Origin of the sequence: Conexibacter woesei DSM 14684 (assembly GCF_000025265.1) — a bacterium.
GTDB lineage: Bacteria > Actinomycetota > Thermoleophilia > Solirubrobacterales > Solirubrobacteraceae > Conexibacter > Conexibacter woesei.
Genome location: NC_013739.1, coordinates 243,445 through 264,811, shown reverse-complemented (window position 1 = coordinate 264,811; position 21,367 = coordinate 243,445). Strand labels below are relative to the sequence as shown.

The 21,367-nt window shown below is 72.5% G+C and carries 20 protein-coding genes; 7 read left to right on the top strand and 13 right to left on the bottom strand.

The genetic code is table 11. The features are described 5' to 3' along the window. The first annotated feature begins 5 nt into the window (after nucleotides 1-5). Nucleotides 6-209, top strand: coding sequence for a DUF4926 domain-containing protein (locus CWOE_RS01295; RefSeq protein WP_012931746.1), 204 nt, complete (start codon nucleotides 6-8; stop codon nucleotides 207-209). Here CWOE_RS01295 and CWOE_RS01290 read toward each other — a convergent pair. Next, nucleotides 202-885, bottom strand: coding sequence for a TetR/AcrR family transcriptional regulator (locus CWOE_RS01290; RefSeq protein WP_012931745.1), 684 nt, complete (start codon nucleotides 883-885; stop codon nucleotides 202-204). The two genes, CWOE_RS01295 and CWOE_RS01290, sit on opposite strands and share 8 nt — an antisense overlap. A 135-nt stretch (nucleotides 886-1,020) precedes the next feature. On the opposite strand from CWOE_RS01290, the gene CWOE_RS01285 reads away from it, so the two are divergent. The 4 genes from CWOE_RS01285 (at nucleotide 1,021) to CWOE_RS01270 (ending at nucleotide 5,134) form a co-directional block, all read left to right on the top strand. Beyond that, a complete protein-coding gene (locus tag CWOE_RS01285; protein WP_012931744.1) occupies nucleotides 1,021-2,484 on the top strand; it encodes an MFS transporter in 1,464 nt (487 codons plus the stop codon). Nucleotides 2,485-2,538: 54 nt separating this feature from the next. After that, entirely contained in the window at nucleotides 2,539-3,135 is a 597-nt protein-coding gene (locus CWOE_RS01280; protein WP_012931743.1) for a TetR/AcrR family transcriptional regulator, read from the top strand. Further along, entirely contained in the window at nucleotides 3,132-3,788 is a 657-nt protein-coding gene (locus CWOE_RS01275; protein ID WP_012931742.1) for a response regulator, read from the top strand. The genes CWOE_RS01280 and CWOE_RS01275 overlap by 4 nt, the downstream gene beginning before the upstream one ends. A 113-nt stretch (nucleotides 3,789-3,901) precedes the next feature. Beyond that, entirely contained in the window at nucleotides 3,902-5,134 is a 1,233-nt protein-coding gene (locus CWOE_RS01270; protein WP_012931741.1) for a DUF418 domain-containing protein, read from the top strand. Here CWOE_RS01270 and CWOE_RS01265 read toward each other — a convergent pair. Both CWOE_RS01265 and CWOE_RS01260 read right to left on the bottom strand, forming a co-directional pair. Continuing rightward, a complete protein-coding gene (locus CWOE_RS01265) occupies nucleotides 5,076-5,438 on the bottom strand; it encodes an ArsR/SmtB family transcription factor (protein ID WP_012931740.1) in 363 nt (120 codons plus the stop codon). The two genes, CWOE_RS01270 and CWOE_RS01265, sit on opposite strands and share 59 nt — an antisense overlap. Continuing rightward, a complete protein-coding gene (locus CWOE_RS01260) occupies nucleotides 5,435-5,896 on the bottom strand; it encodes an SRPBCC family protein (RefSeq protein ID WP_012931739.1) in 462 nt (153 codons plus the stop codon). The genes CWOE_RS01265 and CWOE_RS01260 overlap by 4 nt, the downstream gene beginning before the upstream one ends. Nucleotides 5,897-6,023: 127 nt before the next feature. On the opposite strand from CWOE_RS01260, the gene CWOE_RS01255 reads away from it, so the two are divergent. Beyond that, nucleotides 6,024-6,758, top strand: coding sequence for a class I SAM-dependent methyltransferase (locus CWOE_RS01255; RefSeq protein ID WP_012931738.1), 735 nt, complete (start codon nucleotides 6,024-6,026; stop codon nucleotides 6,756-6,758). A gap of 79 nt (nucleotides 6,759-6,837) precedes the next feature. After that, nucleotides 6,838-7,611: a collagen-like protein gene (locus tag CWOE_RS33235; protein WP_012931737.1), complete on the top strand. Its 774-nt coding sequence runs from the start codon at nucleotides 6,838-6,840 to the stop codon at nucleotides 7,609-7,611. Between the two features lie 12 nt (nucleotides 7,612-7,623). Here the strand turns inward: CWOE_RS33235 and CWOE_RS01240 are convergent, their stop codons facing one another. The 10 genes from CWOE_RS01240 to CWOE_RS01195 all read right to left on the bottom strand — a co-directional run bounded on the left by CWOE_RS01240 (nucleotide 7,624) and on the right by CWOE_RS01195 (nucleotide 21,360). Then, entirely contained in the window at nucleotides 7,624-8,484 is an 861-nt protein-coding gene (locus CWOE_RS01240) for a poly(ethylene terephthalate) hydrolase family protein (RefSeq protein WP_012931736.1), read from the bottom strand. After that, nucleotides 8,484-10,436, bottom strand: coding sequence for a TolB family protein (locus tag CWOE_RS01235; RefSeq protein ID WP_012931735.1), 1,953 nt, complete (start codon nucleotides 10,434-10,436; stop codon nucleotides 8,484-8,486). Before CWOE_RS01235 ends, CWOE_RS01240 begins: the two co-directional genes overlap by 1 nt. Continuing rightward, entirely contained in the window at nucleotides 10,427-11,995 is a 1,569-nt protein-coding gene (locus tag CWOE_RS01230; protein ID WP_201447106.1) for a hypothetical protein, read from the bottom strand. Before CWOE_RS01230 ends, CWOE_RS01235 begins: the two co-directional genes overlap by 10 nt. Before the next feature lie 71 nt (nucleotides 11,996-12,066). After that, a complete protein-coding gene (locus CWOE_RS01225; RefSeq protein WP_012931733.1) occupies nucleotides 12,067-13,173 on the bottom strand; it encodes an ABC transporter ATP-binding protein in 1,107 nt (368 codons plus the stop codon). Continuing rightward, on the bottom strand, nucleotides 13,160-16,048 hold the full coding sequence (locus tag CWOE_RS01220) for an alpha-L-rhamnosidase (RefSeq protein WP_041730013.1): 2,889 nt from the start codon (nucleotides 16,046-16,048) through the stop codon (nucleotides 13,160-13,162). Before CWOE_RS01220 ends, CWOE_RS01225 begins: the two co-directional genes overlap by 14 nt. 30 nt (nucleotides 16,049-16,078) lie before the next feature. Beyond that, a complete protein-coding gene (locus CWOE_RS01215; protein ID WP_012931731.1) occupies nucleotides 16,079-16,867 on the bottom strand; it encodes a DeoR/GlpR family DNA-binding transcription regulator in 789 nt (262 codons plus the stop codon). Continuing rightward, nucleotides 16,864-18,501 carry an AMP-binding protein gene (locus CWOE_RS01210; protein ID WP_012931730.1) on the bottom strand — a complete coding sequence of 546 codons (1,638 nt, stop codon included), beginning with the start codon at nucleotides 18,499-18,501 and terminating at the stop codon, nucleotides 16,864-16,866. Before CWOE_RS01210 ends, CWOE_RS01215 begins: the two co-directional genes overlap by 4 nt. Further along, the gene (locus CWOE_RS01205; protein WP_012931729.1) at nucleotides 18,498-19,544 is read right to left on the bottom strand and encodes a serine hydrolase domain-containing protein; all 1,047 of its coding nucleotides are present in this window, start codon (nucleotides 19,542-19,544) and stop codon (nucleotides 18,498-18,500) included. The genes CWOE_RS01210 and CWOE_RS01205 overlap by 4 nt, the downstream gene beginning before the upstream one ends. Continuing rightward, a complete protein-coding gene (locus CWOE_RS01200) occupies nucleotides 19,541-20,374 on the bottom strand; it encodes a carbohydrate ABC transporter permease (protein ID WP_012931728.1) in 834 nt (277 codons plus the stop codon). The genes CWOE_RS01205 and CWOE_RS01200 overlap by 4 nt, the downstream gene beginning before the upstream one ends. After that, nucleotides 20,371-21,360 carry a carbohydrate ABC transporter permease gene (locus CWOE_RS01195; protein ID WP_012931727.1) on the bottom strand — a complete coding sequence of 330 codons (990 nt, stop codon included), beginning with the start codon at nucleotides 21,358-21,360 and terminating at the stop codon, nucleotides 20,371-20,373. Before CWOE_RS01195 ends, CWOE_RS01200 begins: the two co-directional genes overlap by 4 nt. Between the last annotated feature and the right edge of the window lie 7 nt (nucleotides 21,361-21,367).

Genomic DNA, 21,367 nt, shown 5'->3' with positions numbered 1-21,367 from the left:
CGACGATGTCATCCGTGAAGCCCAAGATCCTCGAGCACGATGTCGTCTCGCTTGACGTTCCGATGGAGGCGTTTCCCGCTGGAACGATCGGCACGGTCGTGCTCGTTCACAGCGACGAGTGGGTGCTGGTCGAGGTCTCCGACGAGCGCGGCGAGACGATCGACGAGCTGTTCGAGGCGCGCAGCGACCAGCTGACGATCGTCAGCTGACGGGTCCGCGGCGCGGGACCTGCCAGGAGGCCATCGCCCGCTCGGTCCCGTGCTCGTCGAGCGGGGGCAGGGGCAGCGGCGTGTCGTCGTCTCGACGGACGCGCAGGCCGTCGAGCATCAGCGTGAGGTAGCGGCGCCACAGCTCCGGCTCGACGTCGCGTGAGAAGTCGACGACGGTGCCGAGCATCAGCTGCAGGACGGGGACGTCGGTGCCCTCGACGTCGGGGCGCAACACGCCGGCGGCGCGGGCGCGGTCGACCAGGGCGAAGACGACCGGCGCCATCCGCGTGCGCGCGTGGGCGACGCGCTCCTCGCCGCGGCCGCTGCCGAACAGCAGCTCCTTGAGGCCGCGATCGCGCGCCTGCTGACCGATCGCCTCCTCCATGAAGAAGACGAGCCCCTCCCACGCGTCGGCGTGCGTGAGGCCCTCCTCGCCGAGCCGCGCGAGCGCGTCGATGCGCTCGTAGAAGAGCGCGTCGATCAGTTGGTCCTTGTTCGCGAAGCGGCGGTAGACGGTGCCGACGCCGACGCCCGCGTGGGCGGCGATGTCGTCCATCGTGACGCCGAGGCCGCGGTCCGCGAACACCTCGGTCGCCGCGTCGAGGATCCGCCGCCGGTTGCGTTCGGCGTCGCGCCGCAGGGGGCGGTCGCGGGCGGGCTCGGCGGCGGTGCTCATGGCGGGAGTCTAGCTGAAACGGAGAAACACTCTCCACTTCATGCTACCCTGCCGAAGCACCGAAGTTGAGAACACTCCTCCGCTTCCCGCGCCACCACCCTCGCGCGCGTGAAGCAGCACCGCCCGAAAGGCCCGATGTCCTCCCAGCACAACACCTCCTCTCCACACCATGCACGCCGTTGGTGGGTCCTGGCGCTGATCGGCGTCGCCCAGCTGATGGTCGTGCTCGACGCGACGATCGTGAACATCGCGCTGCCCTCAGCGCAGTCGGCGCTGGAGTTCTCCGACGCCAACCGGCAGTGGATCGTCACCGCCTATGCGCTCGCGTTCGGCTCACTGCTGCTGATCGGAGGCCGCATCGGCGACCTCTTCGGCCGCAAGCGCGTCTTCATCGCCGGCCTGCTCGGCTTCGCCGTCGCCTCCGCGATCGGCGGCGCCGCGCAGAGCTTCGGCATGCTCGTCTTCGCCCGCGCGCTGCAGGGCGTCTTCGGCGCGCTGCTGGCGCCGGCCGCGCTGTCGCTGCTGACGACCACGTTCACCGATCCCGGCGAGCGCGGCAGAGCGTTCGGCATCTTCGGCGCGATCGCCGGCTCCGGCGCCGCGATCGGCCTGCTGCTCGGCGGCGTTCTGACCGAGTACCTCTCCTGGCGCTGGTGCCTCTACGTCAACCTGCTGTTCGCCGTCCCGACCGCGTTCGCCGCGATCACGCTGCTGCACGACGAGGCGCACCCGGCCAAGCCCAGACTCGACATCCCCGGCACGCTCACCTCCGCGCTCGGCCTGTTCGCGCTCGTCTACGGCTTCGCCGAGGCGGAGAGCGAGGGCTGGGGCGCGAGCACGACGATCGCGTTCCTCGCCGCCGGCGTCGCGCTGCTCGCGGTCTTCGTCTGGCTCCAGACGCGCACCGAGCACCCGCTGCTGCCGCTGCGCGTCGTGCGCGACCGCGACCGCGGCGGTGCGTACTTCGCGATCGGGATCACCGGCGCGGGCATGTTCGGCGTCTTCCTGTTCCTGACCTACTACCTCCAGCAGACGCTCGGCTTCTCACCGGTCGAGACCGGTCTCGCGTTCCTGCCGCTGAGCTTCGCGATCATGCTGACGGCGACGAGCGCGACGGCGCAGCTGATGCCGCGGTTCGGGCACAAGCCGCTGATCGTGACCGGGCTCGCGATGTCGGCGGCCGGGATGGTGCTGCTCGCACAGGTCGGCGTCGACAGCGAGTACCTCACGCATGTGCTGCCGGGCCTCGTCGTGATGGGGCTCGGGCTCGGGCTCGTGTTCGCGCCCGGGATGAGCATCGCGACGATCGGCGTCGACCCGCACGACGCCGGCGTCGCCTCCGCGATGGTGAACACGACGCAGCAGGTCGGCGGGTCGATCGGCACCGCGCTGCTCAGCACGCTGTTCGCCAGCGCCGTGTCGGGCTTCATCGCCGACAACGGCCCGCGTGCGGCCGGCGAGGCCGCCGTGCACGGCTACACGACCGCGTTCTGGTGGTCGGCCGCGATCTTCGCGGTCGGCGCAGTCGTCTCGCTGCTGCTGCTCAAGTCCGGCGTCAAGCAGGCCGACCCGGCCGCGGAGCCGGTGCTGGTGCACTAGCCAGGACGGCCGTGAAGGTCCCCGGCGGCGGGGCGAGCGCTACCATACGCTCGTATGACACCGTCGCCGGTCGATCACGATGCGCGCCGCGAGCAGCTCACACGCGTGCTGCTGGCGCTCGTCGCCGAGCGCGGGCTGGAGGGCGCGAGCGTGCGTGCCGTCGCGTCCGCGGCGGGCGTCTCGATCGGCACGGTGCAGCACTACTTCCGCTCGAAGGACGAGATGCTGCTGTTCGCCTTCCGGCAGACGGGCAGCGACCTGACCGAGCGCGCCGAGCGGATCGCGCGCCGAGCGCTGAGCGTGCGCGCGGCGATCCGCGGGATCCTGCTCGAGCTGCTGCCGCTCGACGCGCGACGCGAGGCCGAGGCGCGCGTGGGGATCGCGTTCGCCGCGCACGCGATGACCGCGCCGAGACTCGCCGGGGTCCTGCGCGACGACCTCGACGAGCTGCGCCGGGAGCTGGCGGACGCGTTCGCGCAGGCGAAGGTCGCCGACCCGCCGCAGGCGGCGTCCGCGGCGATGGCGCTCGTCGACGGCCTCGCGACGCAGCTGCTGTTCGGCAGCGCCGCGTTCGGTGCCGACGACGCGGTCGCCGTGCTCGACGCGCACCTGGAGCACGCGCTCGCCCGCCGTCGGCGGAGACGCGCGTGAGTCCGGCATTGCGCGTGGTCGTCGCCGACGACCACGCGCTCGCGCGGGCCGGCGTCCGCATGATCCTGGAGTCGCAGCCCGACATCGCCGTCGTCGGCGAGGCCGGCGACGGCCACGCCGCGGTCGCTGCGGCCGACCGGCTGCGCCCGGACGTCGTGCTGATGGACACGCACCTGCCGCGGCTCGACGGCGTCGCCGCGACACGCCGGCTCGCCGCCCATCGCGTGCTGCTGCTGACCTCCGGCTCCCCGGAGGAGCGGCTCGTCGAGGCGCTGCGGGCCGGCGCGCGCGGCTTCCTGCTCAAGCACGCGTCGGCCGGCGACCTCGTCGCCGCCGTGCGCGCGGTCGCCGCCGGCGACATGCTGCTCTCGCCGGCCGCGACGCGCGCGCTGTTCGAGCGGATCGCCCCGATGCTGCACCTCGATGCGGCGCCGCCGCCGAGCGCGCTCGGCGAGCTGACCGAGCGCGAGCTGGACGTGCTGCGCCTGCTCGCGCGCGGGCTGTCGAACGGCGAGATCGCGGCGCAGCTGTTCGTCAGCGGTGCGACGGTCAAGACGCACGTCTCGCACCTGCTGCGCAAGCTCTGCCTGCGCGACCGCGTGCAGGCGGTCGTCTTCGCCTACGACAGCGGACTCGTGCAGCCGCGCGGCTGACGCCCGGCGCTCACCCGTACGGCCGAGGCCGCCACCGCATCGGCCGCACGGCCGATGCGCGAATCGCCCGCGCGGGCGACGGCAGCGGACGCGCGCGCGAGCAAGCTGCGGACATGCTCTCGCCACCCGCGCCCGCGACCCCGCCCGCCGTCCCGCCCGCTCGCCGGATCGCCGCCGTCGACGCCCTGCGCGGCTTCGCCCTGCTCGGGATCCTCGTCGTCAACATCACCTTCTTCGGCTCCGCCTTCACGCTCTACGAGGTCCCGGATCCCGCCTTCTCCTCGCCGCTCGACGACGCCGCCAACTGGTTCGTCGCCGTCTTCTTCACGTCGAAGTTCTACGTCCTCTTCTCGTTCCTGTTCGGCTACAGCTTCACGCTCCAGATCGACGCCGCGGTCCGCCGCGGCGCCGCGTTCGTGCCGCGCTTCCTGCGGCGGCTGCTCGGCCTCTTCGCGATCGGCGCCGCGCACGCGGTGCTGCTGTGGCAGGGCGACATCCTCACGACGTATGCCGTGCTGGGACTCGTCCTGCTCGCGCTGCGCGGGCTGGAGCCGCGGCGCGCAGTCCGCATCGCGGTCGTGCTGCTGCTGCTCAGCGCGAGCTTCTTCGCGCTCGCCGGCCTCGACGAGCTGTCACGCGGGGTCGAGGCCGACACCGCCCAGCGCGTCGCCGACGCGACCGCGGCGACGGACGCCTGGCGCGGCTCGATCGGCGAGGTGATCTCGCAGCGCATCAGCGAGCTGCCGACTGTCGCCGGGGTGATCGGGCTGCTGCAGGCGCCGACCGCGCTGGCGATGTTCCTGCTCGGCCTCGCGGCCGGCAAGCGGCGCCTGTTCGCGGACCTCGACGCGCTGCGACCGCACCTGCGCCGGATGGTGCGGATCGGCCTCCCGGTCGGGCTCGCAGGCTCCGTCGTCTACACGTATCTGACGATCGAGCACGCTGGCACGGGGTGGGCGACGTTCGCGGTCGCGTTCGACGTGCTGACCGCGCCGCTGCTGTCGGCTGCCTACGCGGCCGTGCTGCTGCTCGCGGTCCAGGCGCGGCACGGCCACCGGCTGACGGCCGTGCTCGCCCCGACGGGCCGGATGGCGCTGTCGAACTACTTGCTGCAGTCGATCGCCTGCTGCCTGATCTTCACCGGCTACGGGCTCGGCCTCGTCGGCCGGCTCGCGCCGGCCGCCGTGCTCGGCGTCGCCGCCGCCGTCTACGCGGCCCAGCTCGCGACCAGCGCCTGGTGGCTGGGCCGCCATCCGTACGGCCCAGCCGAGTGGCTGCTGCGCGGGTTCACGAACTGGTCGCGTCCTCGCTGGCGGCTCCCTCCGCCGCCTCGGCCAGGCGCTTGATCGCGGCCAGGCGCTTGTCCCATGCCGCCGCGACCTCGGCCATCCGGCGCGCGGTCGCGTCGAGCCGCTCCGGACGCACCGTGTAGCGCACCTCGCGTCCATGCCGTCGGCGCTCGACGAGGCCCGCTCTGTCGAGCACGACGAGGTGCTTGATCACCGCCGGGCGACTGACCGGCAGCTGCGCGGCGAGCGTCGTCGCGGTCCCCTCCCCCTGCTCGGCGAGCGTGCCGAGCAGGTTCCAGCGGGTCGGGTCGGCGAGCGCGGCGAAGACGACCGGCGCGGGGTCGGCGGCCGGCGCGATCATCGCACCGCCGACTGCTGCTTGGCGTACGCGACGAGGTCGTCCAGCTCCATCCGCCAGCCGCGCGTGTTGCCCTCGTGCGCCGCCGTCTGCTCCGGCGCGGTCAGCGCGAGGTCCGCGAAGCCGGTCTCGCGGACCTTCAGCAGCGTGCCGTCGCCGTCCGCCGTGAGCGTGAACTCGACGAGCGTCGAGTTGCCCTCGACCGGCTCGTCGCCGAGCGGGTGGCTGAACGGCGCCCAGCGGTAGGCGAAGCGATGCGGCGGCTCGACCGCCTCGACGCGGCCGTGGGAGGTGCCGTGCTCGCTCCAGCGCATGACCATCGCGCCGCCGGGCCGCAGGTCGATCTCAGCGCCGGCGTCGCCGAACCAGCGGCCGACGTGCTCGGCCTCGGTCACGAGCGACCACACGCGCTCGACGGGCGCGTCGATCAGGACTTCGCGTTCGATCTGGTCGGAAACCATCGGATACCTCCGGGTGGTGGGAACCAAGTGTCACCGTAGAGTTACACATCCTCCGATCAGGTGCAACCCTCGGGTTACACCTGGCGTGCAGGCGCGGCCATGCGACGGCACCTAGACTCGGGTGGCGATGGCCTCCTCCTCCGATCCCACCCACGACACCGTCGCCGCCGACGCCGCCTACGACGCGATGGCCGCCGAGTACGCTGCCGAGGGCGAAGAGAACGCATACAACGCGCTGTACGAACGGCCGGCGACGATCGCCCTGCTGCCGCCGGTCGCCGGCCGCGACGTGCTCGACGCCGGCTGCGGCTCGGGTCCGCTCTCGGCCTGGCTCGTCGCGCACGGCGCGCGCGTCACCGGCTTCGACACGAGCCCGCGGATGGTCGAGCTGGCGCGCGCCCGCGGGCTGCCCGGCGCCGCGTTCTCGGTCGGCGACCTCGGCGCGCCGCTGACCCAGTTCGCCGACGACAGCTTCGACGCGATCGTCGCGAGCCTCGTGCTCCACTACCTGCACGACTGGGTCGCGCCGCTGCGCGAGCTGCGCCGCGTGCTGCGGCCCGGCGGCGCGCTCGTCTGCTCGACCCACCACCCGGCGAGCGACGTCGAGCTGTCGACGACGGGGGACTACTTCGCGACGGAGCTGCTGCACGACCGCTGGGAGAAGGGCGGGACGACGTTCGACGTGCGCTTCTGGCGCCGGCCGCTGTCGGCGATGCTCGCGTCGATCGCAGAAGCCGGCTGGCGCGTCGACCGGCTGGAGGAGCCGCAGCCGCTGCCGGCCTGCCGTGAGCGCGACCCGGAGGCGTGGGCGAGACTCACGACCAAGCCGGCGTTCCTGTTCTTCCGGCTCGTTCCCGCCTGAGCGCTCAAGCGTTTCCGTGATCTACCGATGATCGGTGTAGCCGTGCGTGGGAGCGCGGCCCGACCACGGGAGAGCAATCGTGAAACGACTCGTCGCAGCAGCGCTGGTCGCCGTGCTCGCGCTGGCGTGCAGCGTCACGGCAGCACAGGCTGGCACGACCGCCAACAAGAGAACGTGCGCTGCCAAGACGAAGGGCAGAAACACCGCGTCCAGACGCGCGGCGTGCAGAGCCCAGAGAAGAAAGCCGGCCAGGCGCGGCGCACGCGGCAAGCAGGGCAGACCCGGTAGAGCTGGCAGACCCGGCTCGCAGGGCGCGCAGGGTCCCGCTGGAGCGCAGGGACCAGCCGGCCCGCAAGGTCCCGCCGGCCCGAAGGGCGACCGCGGGGAGCCCGGCCCGCCGCAGCCCGGCGCGACGAGATACGCCGTCGTGAGAGACGCCACTTCGACCCCCTCGACAGCGTTCGTCCCGCTCGGTGGACCGTCGCTGACGATCACCGCGCCGGCATCCGGCACGATCCAGGTCGCCGCATCGGTCGAGATCGCGGACGATGACGGGCTCGTCTCGCTGTACGAGGACGGCAGACCGATCGCGGGTCAGGGCGACTGCGCCGGCCTTGCAGCCCCCGGCACACTGTTCACCGCGTATGTGACGAATCCTGGTGGGCTCAGCGGCCCCTGGGGCACACCTGGGACGATCAGTTCCTTCGGCTGCGCGACGCTCGGGCCACCCGGTCCCGTCACCTTCCAGACGAGACCGGGCGAGCACATGTATGAGCTGTTTTATGCGTCCTGTGGCTGCACCACCGACCCGACGTTTTCCAATCGCAAGCTCTGGGTCACCCCGATGCCGTGACGCAACTCCGGCCTACGGCAGGGCGCGCTGAGCGCCGTCCTGCCAGGCCGGATTGGCGTTGATCTCCGGCGCGGAGCCGGCGAACGCGCCGCGAGCGGTCGCGTCGCCCTCGAGGCGGTACTTCAGCCAAGCCGTCAGGTAGCCGAGCGTGGCGCCGCCGGTTCTCTGGATCGTGTTGTGGTCGGCGTCGCGCAGGACCGCCTTCGCGGCCGGGCCGCCGGCCGCTCTGTAGTAGCCGTCGACGACGAGCGGGCTGGAGATCAGGATGTCCCAGCGCCCGCCGAGGAACAGCGCGGGCGCTCTCAGCGCGGCGACGTCGAACTCGTCGCCTCTGCTGACCCACATCGCCGCGGGCAGCGCGTACGTGACCGTCGTCCCGATCAGCCCTCTCGACAGGTTGGTCGCGTTGACCGCGCCGCCCGCTCCCTGCGAGTGGCCGACCGCCGCGACGTGGGCGGTGTCGAGCTTCCCCGCGAAGACGCTCGCCGGGTCGCTGTCACGCGCCACCATGTACTGCGCGCCGGCGAGCATCTCCGTGCCCTTGCCCGTCGTCGAGCTGGTCGAGGCGACGACCGCGAAGCCCCACGAGGCGAGGTGGTTCAGCAGCCCCGGGTAGTCGGCCGGGGTCGCGATCGAGCCGTTGCCCCACGTCACGATCGGGTGGCGGACGCCACCCGCACCGAGGTCGGTCGGGTAGCGCAGCTCGTAGAGCGCTCTGCCCGACGCGTCTCTGACGGTCGCGCTGCTGACGGCCCACGGCCCGCTCGCCGCGTATCTCGCCTCGATCGGCGACGCGGACGCGGACGCGGCGCCGACGAGCAGGGTGCAGCAGAGCGCCGCGACCACGGCGCACAGCGTGCGGATGCGGGACATCAGCTGACCTCGACTCTCGTCGGCGTGAACGTGTCGCCGGCGCTCGCGCCGACCTCCAGCGGACCGCTCGGCCCGGCCGGCACGACGACGGTCGCTCTGCCGTCCTGATCGGTGTCGACCTGCTGTCCGGCGACGGTCACGACCGCGCCGGCGACCGGCCGGCGGTCGCCGAAGCTGCCGGCCGCGTAGCCGTCGGGATCGCTGTCGGCGTGCACCTGAGCGGTCACGACACGCGTCCCGCCCGCGCCCGGCGCGACCGATGCGCTCAGCTCCAGCGGCGCCGTTCTCGGCAGCTTGTCGGGGCAGGCACCGAGTCTCGGGATGTCGCCCGACAGTCTGTAGCCGTCGAGCATCGCGTCGACGCCGCCGCTCGCGACCGGTCTCCCGAGCAGGCGGCCGATCGTGTAGTTCGCTCTCATGTAGCCGGTTCTCGTGCCCGTCAGGACGAGGTCGGCGGTGTTGACGGCGGGCGCCTGCGCGAGCGCGGGCGCGACGATTCTCTCCGTGCCGCTGACGAATGTCTCGCCGTCGTCGGAGTATCTGTCGTAGGTGACCGAGAACGTGCCGGCGACGATCGTCCCGGCGTGCGACAGGAACGCACGCCCGGAGTGCAGCCCGTGGACGGTCACGAGCAGCGCGTTGGAGTCGATCGTGCCCTTGTAGTCGCCCGGTCTTCTCGCCCACGCGCCGACCGCGGAGGAGACGACCGGCTGCGGTCTCGTCGCGGCACGCTTGAGCTTCGCGACCAGCAGCCGGTTCGGCCCCAGCCCGGTCGTGTACGACATCTCCGTCAGCGCGACCTTCGTGCTGGTCGGGTTCCACGCACCGCGGCCCGGGACGTTGTTCTGCGGATGCAGGTCGCCGCCCTCGTACGGCGCCAGTGGCTGGCCGAGCAGTCTGCCCGCGCCGTCACCGCTCGCCGGCAGCAGCCACGGCTGCAGGTCGCACTGGAAGCCCTCCTCGTGGCCGACGTAGTAGATCGCCGCGTTGACGGAGATCGGGTAGTCGACGAACGAGCGGCGCGGCAGCAGGCCTGCCGCGTCGACGCGGTGCATCCCGCGGTCGCTGTGGAGCATCGTCAGCTCGCCGTCGGGCGAGTCGCCGGAGTCCTCGTCCCAGTCGGGATGGCCGGTCAGCCGCGTCATCTCGCCGGTCGCGAGGTTCGTCTTGTAGAGGTCGGGGTTGCCCTCGTACTGGCTCGTCACGTAGGTGACCGACGCGCCGCCGTCGGCGAAGCCCTTCAGCTCGTACAGCGCGCCGCCGTTGGTCCAGCCGCGGGGGTCGGAGTCGAGGCCGTTTCTCGGCCCGGGCGGGTTGACCGTCTTGATGTTCGTCGCGACGTATCTGTCCGTTCTGCGCTCCAGTCTCGCGACGAGCATCGGCCGCGTGTCGAGCCGGCTGGCGGTCCAGCCGATGTGCTCGCCGTCGGGCGCGAGGTGCCAGACGCCGGAGCCGAGCACGAGCGGGTCGAACAGGCCGGGCAGGCCGGTCCCTCTCTCGCCGCTGACGTCGACCGGCAGCAGCGCGCGGTCGTCGCACTGCAGCACGCTCGGCGAGCACTCGAGCACGAAGGCGCGCTCGAAGTCGCCCCACATCACGCGTCTGCCGTCCGGGAAGACGTCCTTGAACGCCTCCTGCGCGGCAGGCACGATTCTCGGGTCGTTCGACAGGCCGCACGAGATGCACTGCAGCCCTCTGCCGTCCTCGCCGATCGTGTGCAGCTGGCCGCCGGAGGAGAACAGCAGGTGACCACCGGCTTCGCCGGCGGTGCCCCCGTCCTGCGTCCAGATCGGCGTCGACGCGGCGTAGCCCTCAGGCAGCGGGATCGTCTGCCGCTCGATCGGGATGAACGGCGGCGGGTCGGCGGCGGTCGCGGTCGCGGCGCCGACGGCGCCGACGCCGAGCGCGAGCGCCGCCGCAGCGGCTCCCGCGACGTACGTGCTCAGGAGCATCCTCTCGCCCCTCTCGCACGCTGCTCGCGCATGAACGTCATGTCGCCGGCGATGTCCGCCTGCGACATCGTGCCCATTCTCATCACCATGTCGGTGAACGCGAGCGTGCCTCTGCGCATCAGGCCGAAGTCGATCGCCTCGGTCCCGAAGCTCGCGAGGAACAGCGTCTTCGGCGCGGCGATCGCGGCGATCGTCGGCAGCAGGTGCTGCACGTACGGCGTGCCCTCGCCGCCGAAGCTGCAGTGGTGCGGCACGCGCGTCACGTCGGCGCCGTCGAGCCCGGTCAGCATCGCCGTGCGGCGCACGTCCCGGTCCTGGATCGCGGCCTTGACCATGTCCCTCAACGGCCAGCCGTCGGTGACCGGCAGCCACAGCAGCTGGCTGAGCGATCTGTTGACGACGAGCTGTCTGCCGGGCAGCCCGCCCGGCCGCGCAACCGCGTCGTACTGGCGCGCGCCGAGGTGCTCGACGACGAGCACGCCGGCGACCTTGCCCTCGTCGTACTCTCTGTCGAGGATCGCCGCGAGCTGCCCGGCACCGCCTTCGCGCACGTCGGGTCCGGTCAGGTGCTGGTAGAGGTGACCGGTCGTGAACGCGAACTGGATGGTTCGCGGGCGACACTCGACCGGCAGCGTCGCGAGATAGCGCGCCATCTCGATCATCGACAGCGGGCCGTTGTCCCACAGCGCGCTCGTGCCGTCGGTGTGCGACTCGACGACGATCTTCTTCGCCTCGCCGCCGGGCAGCGTCGCCAGCAGCGTGCGGGTCGTCGTGGGCGTCCATCTCGCGTCGACCGTGAGCGTCGCGCTCGCGAGCGTTCTCGCTGCGAGCGCGTCCTTGAGCTGCTGCCCCTGGTCGACGCCGAGGTAGGCGGCGGGGAGCGCCTGCGGCAGCCCCTCGTACGGGGCGTACATCCCCTCGACCTGCGCGTGCGGCAGCTGGCTCACCATCAGCACGCCGACCGCGCCCGCGGCGCTGGCGGCGGCGATGTCGGCGTTCGACTGCGCCGGCGCCTCCAGCGACTCGGAGCCGAGCAGCGGGATCGTCAGGCCGGGGTCGTGGACCGCCCAGCCGAGCAGCGGCGGGAAGAAGAGCGCGTTCGGGACCGACAGCGTCGGCAGGTCGCGCACGACGATCTTGCCCGCCGCGTTCGCGGCCGTGATGTTGGTGCCGGACGCGAGGTAGACGACCGGCGCGGTCACGCCGGCGGCGCCGGTCGATCTCGCGAACGGCACCGGTGCGGCGACCGGCACGCTCGCGCCACCGGCGGTGAGGCCGGTCGTGACGCTCTCGTAGCGGTCGATGTCGTAGTTCAGCGACGACGTTCTGATGCCGGGGATGGCGCTCATCTCGGCTTCGAGCCAGTCGATGTAGTCCTTCTGCGACTGGCTGCCGGTCGGCCGCACGCCGAACGACTGCTGTCTCTCCGCGAGCTGGAGCAGCTTCGCCTCGGTGGCGAACGCGCTCGCGTCGACGCGAGCGGGGCAGGCGATCTCATCTGCCAGCGCGGAGCTGGGCAGCGCGAGACCGGCCGCGAGTGCGAGCAGGGGCAAGCCCATGCGACGCATGCGTCCCATCGGGTCCTTCCTCTCTCCTCAGCGGAGCCGCGAGCGCGGCTCCTGGGATTTGTCTACCGCGCCGCGGTCGTGAGCGGCGTCACTGCGAGATTGCGACCGTCTGCTGGGTTGAAGAGCTGGATTCGCGAGGGGTCGAGCACCAGCTCGACCGCCTCGCCGACACGCGCACGGCTCTCGACGTCGAGGCGGGCGACGAGCTGTCTGCCGTCGAGGTCGAAGTAGGCGTAGAGGTCGGAGCCGACCGACTCGACGAGGTCCGGCACGATCCGGAAGCGCGGGTGGCCGGGATCGGCACCGCGCGCGAGCGCCGCCGCCTCGAACTGCTCGGGACGGATCCCGGCGACGACGTCGCCGGCAGGGACGTCACCGTCGCCGGGGAGCGCGACGTCGCCGAACGGCAGCCGCAGCACCCCGTCCGCGACGCTCGCCTCCACCACGTTCATCCCCGGGGCGCCGATGAAGCCGGCGACGAACAGGTTCGCCGGGCGCTCGTACAGCGCGGCGGGCGTGTCGAGCTGCTGGATCACGCCGTCGCGCATCACGGCGACGCGGTCGCCGAGCGTCATCGCCTCGACCTGGTCGTGCGTGACGTAGACCGTCGTCGTCCCGAGCCGGTGCTGGAGGCGGGCCAGCTCGGCGCGCATCTGGACGCGCAGCTTGGCGTCGAGGTTGGAGAGCGGCTCGTCCATCAGGAACGCCTTCGGCTGGCGGACGATCGCGCGGCCCATCGCGACCCGCTGGCGCTGGCCGCCGGACAGCTGGCCGGGCTTGCGGTCGAGGTGGCCGGTCAGGTCGAGCACGCGCGCGGCCTCCTCCACGCGCGCGGCGACCTCCGCCTTCGGCGTCTTCGCGAGCTGGAGCGCGAAGCCCATGTTGTCGCGCACGCTCATGTGCGGGTAGAGCGCGTAGCTCTGGAAGACCATCGCGATGTCGCGGTCCTTCGGTGCGCGCTCGTTGACGCGCTCGCCGTCGATCCGCAGCTCGCCGTCGGTGATCGACTCCAGTCCCGCGATCATCCGCAGCGCCGTCGTCTTGCCGCAGCCCGACGGGCCGACGAGGATCAGGAACTCGCCGTCGGCGACGTCGAGGTCGATCGCGCGGACCGCCTCGGTGCCGTCGGGGTAGCGCTTCGTGACGCCGTGCAGCTCAATCGTCGCCATCGCGACCCTCCTGGTGTGTGAAGACGTAGCGGCCGGAGTCGACGTGGACGACGATCCGGTCGCCTTCGATCCCGTCGAGCCGCACGCCGGCGACGTCGGCGAGCGGGCGGCCCGACTCGCGCAGCGCGGCGGCGTCGCCGCCCGGGACGAAGACGGTGCCGACGGCGCCCGGCGGGATCTCGACGTCGAGCGTCAGCTCGCCGTCGCGCAGCTCCCACCCGGCGCGCACCGGACCGCGCGGCGAGTCGTGCGCGGCGCGCGCCCAGGTCAGCCGCGCATCGAGCTGCGGGCGGACCCAGACATGGCCCCAGCCGGGGACGTCGGGGTGCTGGTCGAGCCCGGCGACGTGCCGGTGCAGCCACTCGCCGATCGCTCCGAAGGCGTAGTGGTTGAACGAGTTCATGTTCGGCGAGGCGAAGCCGCCGTCCTCGCTCCAGCCGTCCCAGCGCTCCCACATCGTCGTCGCGCCGGCGCGCACGGTCGCGCCCCACGACGGGTGGGTGTCCGCGAGCGCGAGGTCGTACGCCAGCTCGGCGTGGCCGTGCTCGGTCAGCAGCGGGCACAGCAGTCCGGTGCCGATGAAGCCGGTCGAGAGCCGCCGGCCGCGCGCGACCACGTCCGCGGCGAGGTGAGCAGCGGCGGACGCGCGAAGCGCCGGCGGCAGCAGCTCGGCGTGCAGCGCGAGCAGGTAGCCGGTCTGCGTCGGCGTGCGCAGGCTGCCATCGGCGGCGACCCATTCGGCTCCGAACGCCGCCGCGACGCGGGCGTGCAGCGCCCGCCAGCGGGTCGCGTCGGGCTCGTGTCCCAGCTCGCGCGCGATCTGCTCCAGCAGGCGCGCGTCGAGCGCCCAGTAGGCCGTCGCGAGCAGGTCCTTCGGCGTCTGCGCATCGACGTTGAGCCAGTCGCCGTAGCTGTTGTAGAGGCCGTCGCGGCGCAGGTGCGAGGGGTTGAGCGCGGCGAGGTGCTCCATCCAGCGGACCATCGCCGGGTAGTGCGCGGCGAGCACCGCGCGCTCGCCCGACGCGCGCCAGACGAGCCACGGGACGATCACGCCTCCGTCGCCCCAGCCGGGCGCGCCGTGCGAGAGCACGTCGTAGGCAGGCGGCAACGGCGCGACGTCCGGGAACGCGCCGTCGTCGGCCTGAGCGTCGCGCACGTCCTGGAGCCACTTCGACAGGAACGCCGTGCAGTCCATGTTCCGCAGCGCGGTCGCGGCGAACACCTGCGTGTCGGCGAGCCAGCCGAGCCGCTCGTCGCGCTGCGGGCAGTCGGTCGGGATCGACAGGAAGTTTCCGCGCTGCCCCCACTCGGCGTTGCGTGCGATCGCGTTCAGCAGCTCGTGCGAGCAGGCGAACTCGCCGGCCCACGGCGCGTCGGAGTGGACCACGCACGCCGTCAGGTCGGCGAGCGCCGGCGCCGTCGGGAGCCCGGTCAGCTCGACGTAGCGGAAGCCGTGGAAGGTGAACGCCGGCTCGAACTGCTCGGGCGTGCCGTCGTCGCGGCCCGCGAGCACGAACGTGTCGCGCGCGGCGGCCGTGCGGAGGTTGTCGGTGTAGAGCGTCCCGTCGGGGCGCAGCAGCTCGCCGAAGCGGAGCGTGACGGCGGTGCCGCGCGGACCGGCGGCGCGCAGCCGCGCCCAGCCGACGAGGTTCTGCCCGAGGTCGAAGACCCACGTCCCGGGCCGCGGCTCGGTCAGCGCGATCGGCGCCAGCTCGCGCAGCGCGCGGGCGGGCTCGCACGGCTGCGCCTCCAGCCGCGCGCCGGCCGGCGGCGCGTGCACGACGGCCTGCTCCCAGCCGGCGTCGTCGAAGCCGGGCTCGTCCCAGCCGGCTTCGACCAGCCGCGCGTCGAAGCGCTCGCCCATCTGCAGGTCGGAGTAGACGCGCGGCCCGCGCGTCGCGCGCCAGCCGCCGCCGTCGGTGGAGAGCAGTGTGAGCGAGCCGTCGGCGTGCTCGACGCGCACGTGCACGAGCGCGCTCGGACGCGCGCCGTAGTGGCCGCCGGCGTGCTTCGCCATCCAGCCGACGTAGCCCGCGTACCAGCCCTCGCCCAGCTCGACGCCGAGCGCGTTGGCGCCGCTGCGCAGCCGGCGCGTGAGGTCGAACGCCTGGTAGTGGATCCGTCTGCGGTAGTCGGTCCAGCCGGGCGCCAGCTCGTCGTCGCCGACGCGCGCGCCGTTGAGCCGCAGGCGGTAGACGCCGCGCGCGGTCGCGTAGGCGGTGGCCCGCACCACCGGTCTGGTGAGCGCGAACTCGGTCCGCAGCAGCGCCGACGTCATCCCCATGTTGTGCAGCGGGTCGAGCTCGTCGCCGCCCGCCGGCGTGTGCTCCGCCCACGGATGGCCGTGACCGAGCCACTGCGCCCCGCCCCACGCGTCCTCGCCGTCACCGAGCCCGGCGCCGAACGTCGCGATCGCGCTCGGCGGCCCGACGCGGCCGTCGCGGTCCCACACGAGCACGCGCCAGAAGACCCGCACGCACGGTGCGAGCGGCGCGCCGCCCCATTCGACCGCGAGCGTCTCCGCCGCGGCGACGCGGCCCGAGTCCCACAACAGGTCGCGCCCGCCGGCCGGCAGCCTGTGGGCGCCGCCGCGCCGCTCGCCGCCGCCAGCCAGCCGCTCGCTGACGGCGCTCAGCGCCTTCAGCGACGACGCCGCCAGCACGCGGTAGGCGGTCGGCCGCTGGCCGCGCGAGACGGCGGCGTCGGCCGGCTCGCCGGCGGCCGCGCCGCTCGCGCCCGCGCCGCTCGCCGGGCCGCTCGTGCCAGGCGCGGCCGCGGCCGCAGCGATCCAGCTCAGCCGCGGCCGGGCCGGCTCGACGGCGAGCGGGTCGCTCAGCCGCTCGCAGCGCAGCCGCTCTCCTCGCAGCTCGCCCACGCGTTGGTTCCCCTCGTATGCGGCCATCGCTCAGGCCTCGTGCAGCTCCACGCCGGCCCCGACCAGCATGTCGGTCGCGTCGCGCCCGACGTCGGCGACGATCGCGTGGCTGAACTCGTCGGCGGCGCCTATGCGGTTCTGCGCGAGCGTGCCGAACTTCGACGCGTCGACCAGCAGCATCGGCTCGCGCGCGCGGGCGACGATCGCCGCCTTCACCTCCGACTCGTAGGCGTCGGGGTCCGTCAGCCCGCCGTCCGTGCCGACGCCGTAGACGGAGACGATCGCGCGGTCGGCGTAGTAGCCGCGGATCGCCTTCGTCGCCGCGGGCCCGACCGTCGAGCGCGTCAACGGCCGCAGGATCCCGCCGATCACGACGACCTGCACCTGCGCCGGCACCTCGGCGGCGAGGTCGACGATCGCGAGCGAGTTCGTGATGACCGTGCACGGGAGCGGCTCCTCCAGCAGCCGCTCGACGAAGTACCAGCCGGTCGAGGAGGAGTCGACGAGCAGCGTCTCGTTCGGCTGCACGAGCTTGTACGCCTCGTCGGCGAGGCGGCGCTTGCGCTCCGGGTCACGCCGCACGCGGTCGGCGAACGACGCCTCGTGGGCGACCGGCGCGAGGGTGCTCGCGCCGCCCCAGGTGCGCGTCACCAGCCCGCGCTCCTCCAGCGCCGCGAGGTCGCGCCGCGCCGTCATCGCGGAGATGCCGAACGCCTCCTCCAGCTCCGCGATCGACACCGAGCCGCGTCTCTGCAGCAGCGCCGCCATCCGTCTGCGGCGCTCCGCCGGCACGAACCGGCGATACATGCCGCTCGTCATCTGCCCTCCACCTCCATCGTGTCCAGGCCGAGCCGCTCGATCGTCGCCTCGCGCATCTTGTACTTCTGCACCTTCCCGGTGACCGTCATCGGGAACTCGTCCACGAACAGCACGTGGCGCGGCACCTTGAAGTGCGCGACGCGCTCGCGGCAGAAGGCGCGCACGTCGTCCTCGCCGACCGCGGCGCCGTCGCGCAGCCGCACCCACGCGCACAGCTCCTCGCCGTACTTCGCGTCGGGGACGCCGACGACCTGGACGTCGACGACGTCGTCGTGCAGGTGCAGCAACTCCTCCAGCTCGCGCGGGTAGACGTTCTCGCCGCCGCGGATGACCATGTCCTTGATCCGCCCGACGATCGCGACGTAGCCGGCGTCGTCCATCGTCGCGAGGTCGCCGGTGTGCATCCAGCCCGCCGCGTCGATCGCCTCGGCGGTCTTCTCCAGCTCGCCCCAGTATCCGAGCATCACGGAGTAGCCGCGCGTGCGCAACTCGCCGGTCTCACCGCGCTTCACGATCATGCCCGTGTCGGGCTCGACGACCTTCACCTCGACGTGCGGACCGACCCGCCCGACGCTGCCGACGCGCAGCTCGAGCGGGTCGTCGGTGCGCGTCTGGGTGGAGACCGGAGAGGTCTCGGTCATGCCGTAACAGATCGACACCTCGCGCATGTGCATCTTGTCGATCACCTGCTTCATCACCTCGATCGGGCACGGCGAGCCGGCCATGATCCCGGTCCGCAGCGAGCTGAGGTCGTGCTCGGCGAACGACGGGTGCTCCAGCTCGGCGATGAACATCGTCGGGACGCCGTAGAGCGAGGTGCAGCGCTCCTGCGCGACCGCGCGCAGCGTCGCGAGCGGGTCGAAGCCGGCCGACGGGATCACCATGCAGGCGCCGTGCGAGGTCGCCGCGAGGTTGCCCATCACCATGCCGAAGCAGTGGTAGAAGGGGACCGGCAGGCAGATCCGGTCGTGCTCGGAGTAGTGGATCAGCTCGCCGACGAGGAAGCCGTTGTTGAGCAGGTTGTGGTGGCTCAGCGTCGCGCCCTTCGGCGCGCCGGTCGTGCCGCTCGTGTACTGGATGTCGATCGGATCGTCGAAGCTCAGCGTCGCGGCGCGCTCGGCGAGCGCGGCGGCGTCCGCGGGCGTCGCGGCCAGCTCGTCCCACGCCGGGTCGTCGTCGAAGAAGACGACCCGCTCCAGCTCCTGCAGCTCGTCGCCGACCTGCGCCACCATCGCCGCGTAGTCGCTCGTCTTGAACGCACGCGCGCTGAACAGCAGCTTCGTGCCGGAGTGGCGCAGCGCGTAGGACAGCTCGTGCGTGCGGTACGCCGGGTTGACGTTCACCAGCACCGCGCCGATCCGCGCGGTCGCGTACTGGACGAGCGTCCACTCGGCGCGGTTGGGCGACCACAGCCCGACGCGGTCGCCCTTCGCGACCCCGCTCCGCAGCAGACCCGTCGCGAGCCGGTCGACGGCCGCGTCGAGCTGCGCATACGTCCACCGGATCCCCTGCTCGCAGCTGACGAGCGCGTCGCGCTCGGGCACGCGCGCGGCGGTGTGGGCGAGGTTCTCGCCGATCGTCTCGCCTATCAGCGCGACGTCGCCGACGCCGTGCGCGTAGGACGGTGCGCTCACGCGGCGGCTCCCAGCGACGCGCCGACCGGGTCGAGGCAGGTCGTGAACGCGTTGTGGACGTTGTCGAGGTCGACGCCGACGTCGAGCGGGTTCATCAGACCAGTCAACAGGACGAAGCAGGCGTCGTGGTCCGGGTACATCCACCACTGACAGCCCGACAGGCCGCCGTGTCCGTACAGCCGCTGCTCCAGCAGCGTCGGGCTGCCCATCCGCATGTTCCAGACCAGGCCCCACTCCTGGCCGGTGCCGGGGCCGATGTGGAGCGGGTCCGGCAGCAGCCGCGGAATGCCCGTCGTCTGCGGCGTGAGGCTCGCCGACAGCGTCGTCGGGTGGATCAGCTCGCGGTCGCCGCGCAGCAGCATCGAGCCGAGCGACAGCAGGTCCTCCGCTCTGGCGCACAACGAGCCGGCCGGGTGGCGCAGCGCGCGGAAGCGCTCGACGTCGAACAGCACGCGATCGAGGCCCGCGAGCGGGACGACCTCCGCGGCGGGATCGAACGTCAGCCCCTCGACGCCGGGCAGCGCGTTGAGGTCGGCCGGCAGGTGCTCGTGCAGCGGTCGGCCCGTGACCGACTCGACGAGCGCCGCGATCCCCTCGAACGCGACGTTGCAGTAGAGCGCGTACTCGCCGGCGCGGAACATCTGCGGCGCCGTCAGCAGCTGCTCGCGCACCGGCGTGTCCGGCGTGACGGTCGCCTCGACGATCCCCGCGGTGTGCGTCAGCAGGTGCCAGAGCGTCACCTCGTCGCCGATCCGCGCCATCCCGAACTGCGGCAGCGCCTCCGACAGCGCCGTCCGCAGCGCCAGCTTGCCCTGCTCGACCAGCCGCAGCGCGGCGAGCCCTATCAGCGGCTTGCTGGCGGAGAAGAGCAGGAACGTGTCGTCGGTCGCGAGCGGGCGGCGGCCGTGGGAGCCGAACGCCTCCAGCACCTGCACGCCGGAGGAGGTCGCGACGCCGAAGACGGCGGTCGGCAGCCGGCCGCTGTCGACCTCGCCGCGGATCAGGTCGAGCACGAGATCGAAGTCGCCAGAGGGGGTGGTCATCCCTTGACCGCTCCTTCGGTGAGGCCGCTCAGCACGCGGCGTTGGACGAACAGGTACACCACGACGAGCGGCAGGCTCGTCAGCACGACGTGCGCGAAGACGAGGTTCCAGCGCAGCGTGTCGACGGTGCTCGAGGCGAAGCCGTAGAGCGTCAGCGGCAGCGTCGCGCTGCCCTCGCCCTGGATCAGGAAGAGGGCGAAGAAGAAGTCGTTCCAGACGGTGATCATCAGGATCACCCCGCCGACGAGCAGCACCGGCTTCATCAGCGGCAGCAGGATGCGGCGGTAGGTCTGGAACGCCGAGGCGCCGTCGACCGCGGCCGCGTCCTCCAGCTCCCCGGGCAGCGCCCGCACGAAGCCGGTCGTGAGGAAGATGACGATCCCGAGCCGCGCCGAGATCGTCACGAGCGCGTAGCCGAGCCGCGAGCCGTCGAGCGACAGCTCTCTCAGCAGGTAGATCGACGGGATGATCGCCGGCGGCAGCAGCACCGACAGCGTCGTGAGGTAGTACGCCGCTCTCAGCCAGCGCGACCGCGTGCGGGCGAACGCCCACGCGGCGGCCGAGCCGAGCAGCAGCACGACGGCGATCGCGGGGACGGTCACGAGCACGCTGTTGAGCAGGCCGGTGAGGTAGTTGCCGTCGTCGATCACCGTGCGGAAGTTCTCGCCGATCGCCCACTCGCCCGGGAGGTCGAGGCTCAGCGCCTGCGCCTCGCCCTGCGTCTTGAAGGCGTTGACGACGACCATCCACAGCGGCAGCACGACCCACGGGATCGCGAACAGCGACAGCGCGACGTAGCGGGCGATCGTCGTTGCTCTGCGCGGCGTCATCCGTCCAGCTCCTTGCGTCGCAGCCACATCACGAGCGGGACCGCGGTCAGCACGACGAGCACCGCGACGGTGAGGCTGAGCGCGCTCGCCGGCCCGAAGAACGACTGGCCCCACTGCAGCCGCATCGCGATGTTGAGCGTCGTCGTGTGGTCGCCGGGACCGCCGTTGGTCGTCGGCGCGATCACGTCGTAGGCCATCAGCGCGACGGCGAGCGTGACGGCGACGTTGAACGTCAGCGCCGGCGCGAGCAGCCGCAGCTTCACCTTCCAGAAGCGCTTCCACGCGTTCGCGCCGTCGATCGTCGCGGCCTCCAGCAGCTCCTTCGGGATAGCCTTGAGGCCGGCGATGTAGACGAGCGTGATCAGCCCGCTCCACTTCCACGCCTCGATCAGCGCGACCGCCGGCAGCGCCGTCTGCGGGTCACCGAGCCAGCTGTGGTCGACGGTGCCCGGCAGGAAGAAGGTGAGGAAGCCGTTGATCGGCCCGTTCGGTGCCAGCAGCCCCTTCCAGATGTAGCCCGCCGCCAGCGGCGAGATCAGCACCGGCAGGAAGAAGAGCGAGCGGAAGAAGCTGTTGGCGCGGTTGGTCTCCGTCAGCGCGAGCGCGAGCGGGAGGCTGACCGCCATCTGGAACGTCAGCACGAGCAGCGCGTAGAGCAGCGTCGTGCGGACGGCCGGCCAGAAGATCTCCTGGTCGATCAGCGTGCGGAAGTTGTCGATCCCGTTGAAGCCGATCTCGTCCGAGTAGCCGCTCCAGTCCGAGAAGGCGAAGCCGGCGTTGAGCAGGAACGGCGCGGCGAAGAAGACCGCGACGAGTACGACCGCGGGCAGCGCGAACCACTTGCGGTGCGCTGCGTCGCGCAGCGGCGCGGAGCCGCCGCGGCGGGCGCCGCGCCGGCGGCGGCCGCCCCCCGGGGGAGTCGGCGGCCGGCCCGGAGTTTCCTGCTCCGGACCGGTCGCCTGCTGGGTCAGCGCGGTGCTCGCCACGACCGTC

Coding starts and splice junctions, on each gene's coding strand:
- CWOE_RS01295 (WP_012931746.1), top strand. CDS start 6: ATGTCATCCGTGAAGCCCAAGATCCTCGAGCACGATGTCGTCTCGCTT.
- CWOE_RS01290 (WP_012931745.1), bottom strand. CDS start 885: ATGAGCACCGCCGCCGAGCCCGCCCGCGACCGCCCCCTGCGGCGCGAC.
- CWOE_RS01285 (WP_012931744.1), top strand. CDS start 1,021: ATGTCCTCCCAGCACAACACCTCCTCTCCACACCATGCACGCCGTTGG.
- CWOE_RS01280 (WP_012931743.1), top strand. CDS start 2,539: ATGACACCGTCGCCGGTCGATCACGATGCGCGCCGCGAGCAGCTCACA.
- CWOE_RS01270 (WP_012931741.1), top strand. CDS start 3,902: ATGCTCTCGCCACCCGCGCCCGCGACCCCGCCCGCCGTCCCGCCCGCT.
- CWOE_RS01265 (WP_012931740.1), bottom strand. CDS start 5,438: ATGATCGCGCCGGCCGCCGACCCCGCGCCGGTCGTCTTCGCCGCGCTC.
- CWOE_RS01260 (WP_012931739.1), bottom strand. CDS start 5,896: ATGGTTTCCGACCAGATCGAACGCGAAGTCCTGATCGACGCGCCCGTC.
- CWOE_RS01255 (WP_012931738.1), top strand. CDS start 6,024: ATGGCCTCCTCCTCCGATCCCACCCACGACACCGTCGCCGCCGACGCC.
- CWOE_RS01240 (WP_012931736.1), bottom strand. CDS start 8,484: ATGTCCCGCATCCGCACGCTGTGCGCCGTGGTCGCGGCGCTCTGCTGC.
- CWOE_RS01235 (WP_012931735.1), bottom strand. CDS start 10,436: ATGCTCCTGAGCACGTACGTCGCGGGAGCCGCTGCGGCGGCGCTCGCG.
- CWOE_RS01230 (WP_201447106.1), bottom strand. CDS start 11,995: ATGGGCTTGCCCCTGCTCGCACTCGCGGCCGGTCTCGCGCTGCCCAGC.
- CWOE_RS01225 (WP_012931733.1), bottom strand. CDS start 13,173: ATGGCGACGATTGAGCTGCACGGCGTCACGAAGCGCTACCCCGACGGC.
- CWOE_RS01215 (WP_012931731.1), bottom strand. CDS start 16,867: ATGACGAGCGGCATGTATCGCCGGTTCGTGCCGGCGGAGCGCCGCAGA.
- CWOE_RS01205 (WP_012931729.1), bottom strand. CDS start 19,544: ATGACCACCCCCTCTGGCGACTTCGATCTCGTGCTCGACCTGATCCGC.
- CWOE_RS01200 (WP_012931728.1), bottom strand. CDS start 20,374: ATGACGCCGCGCAGAGCAACGACGATCGCCCGCTACGTCGCGCTGTCG.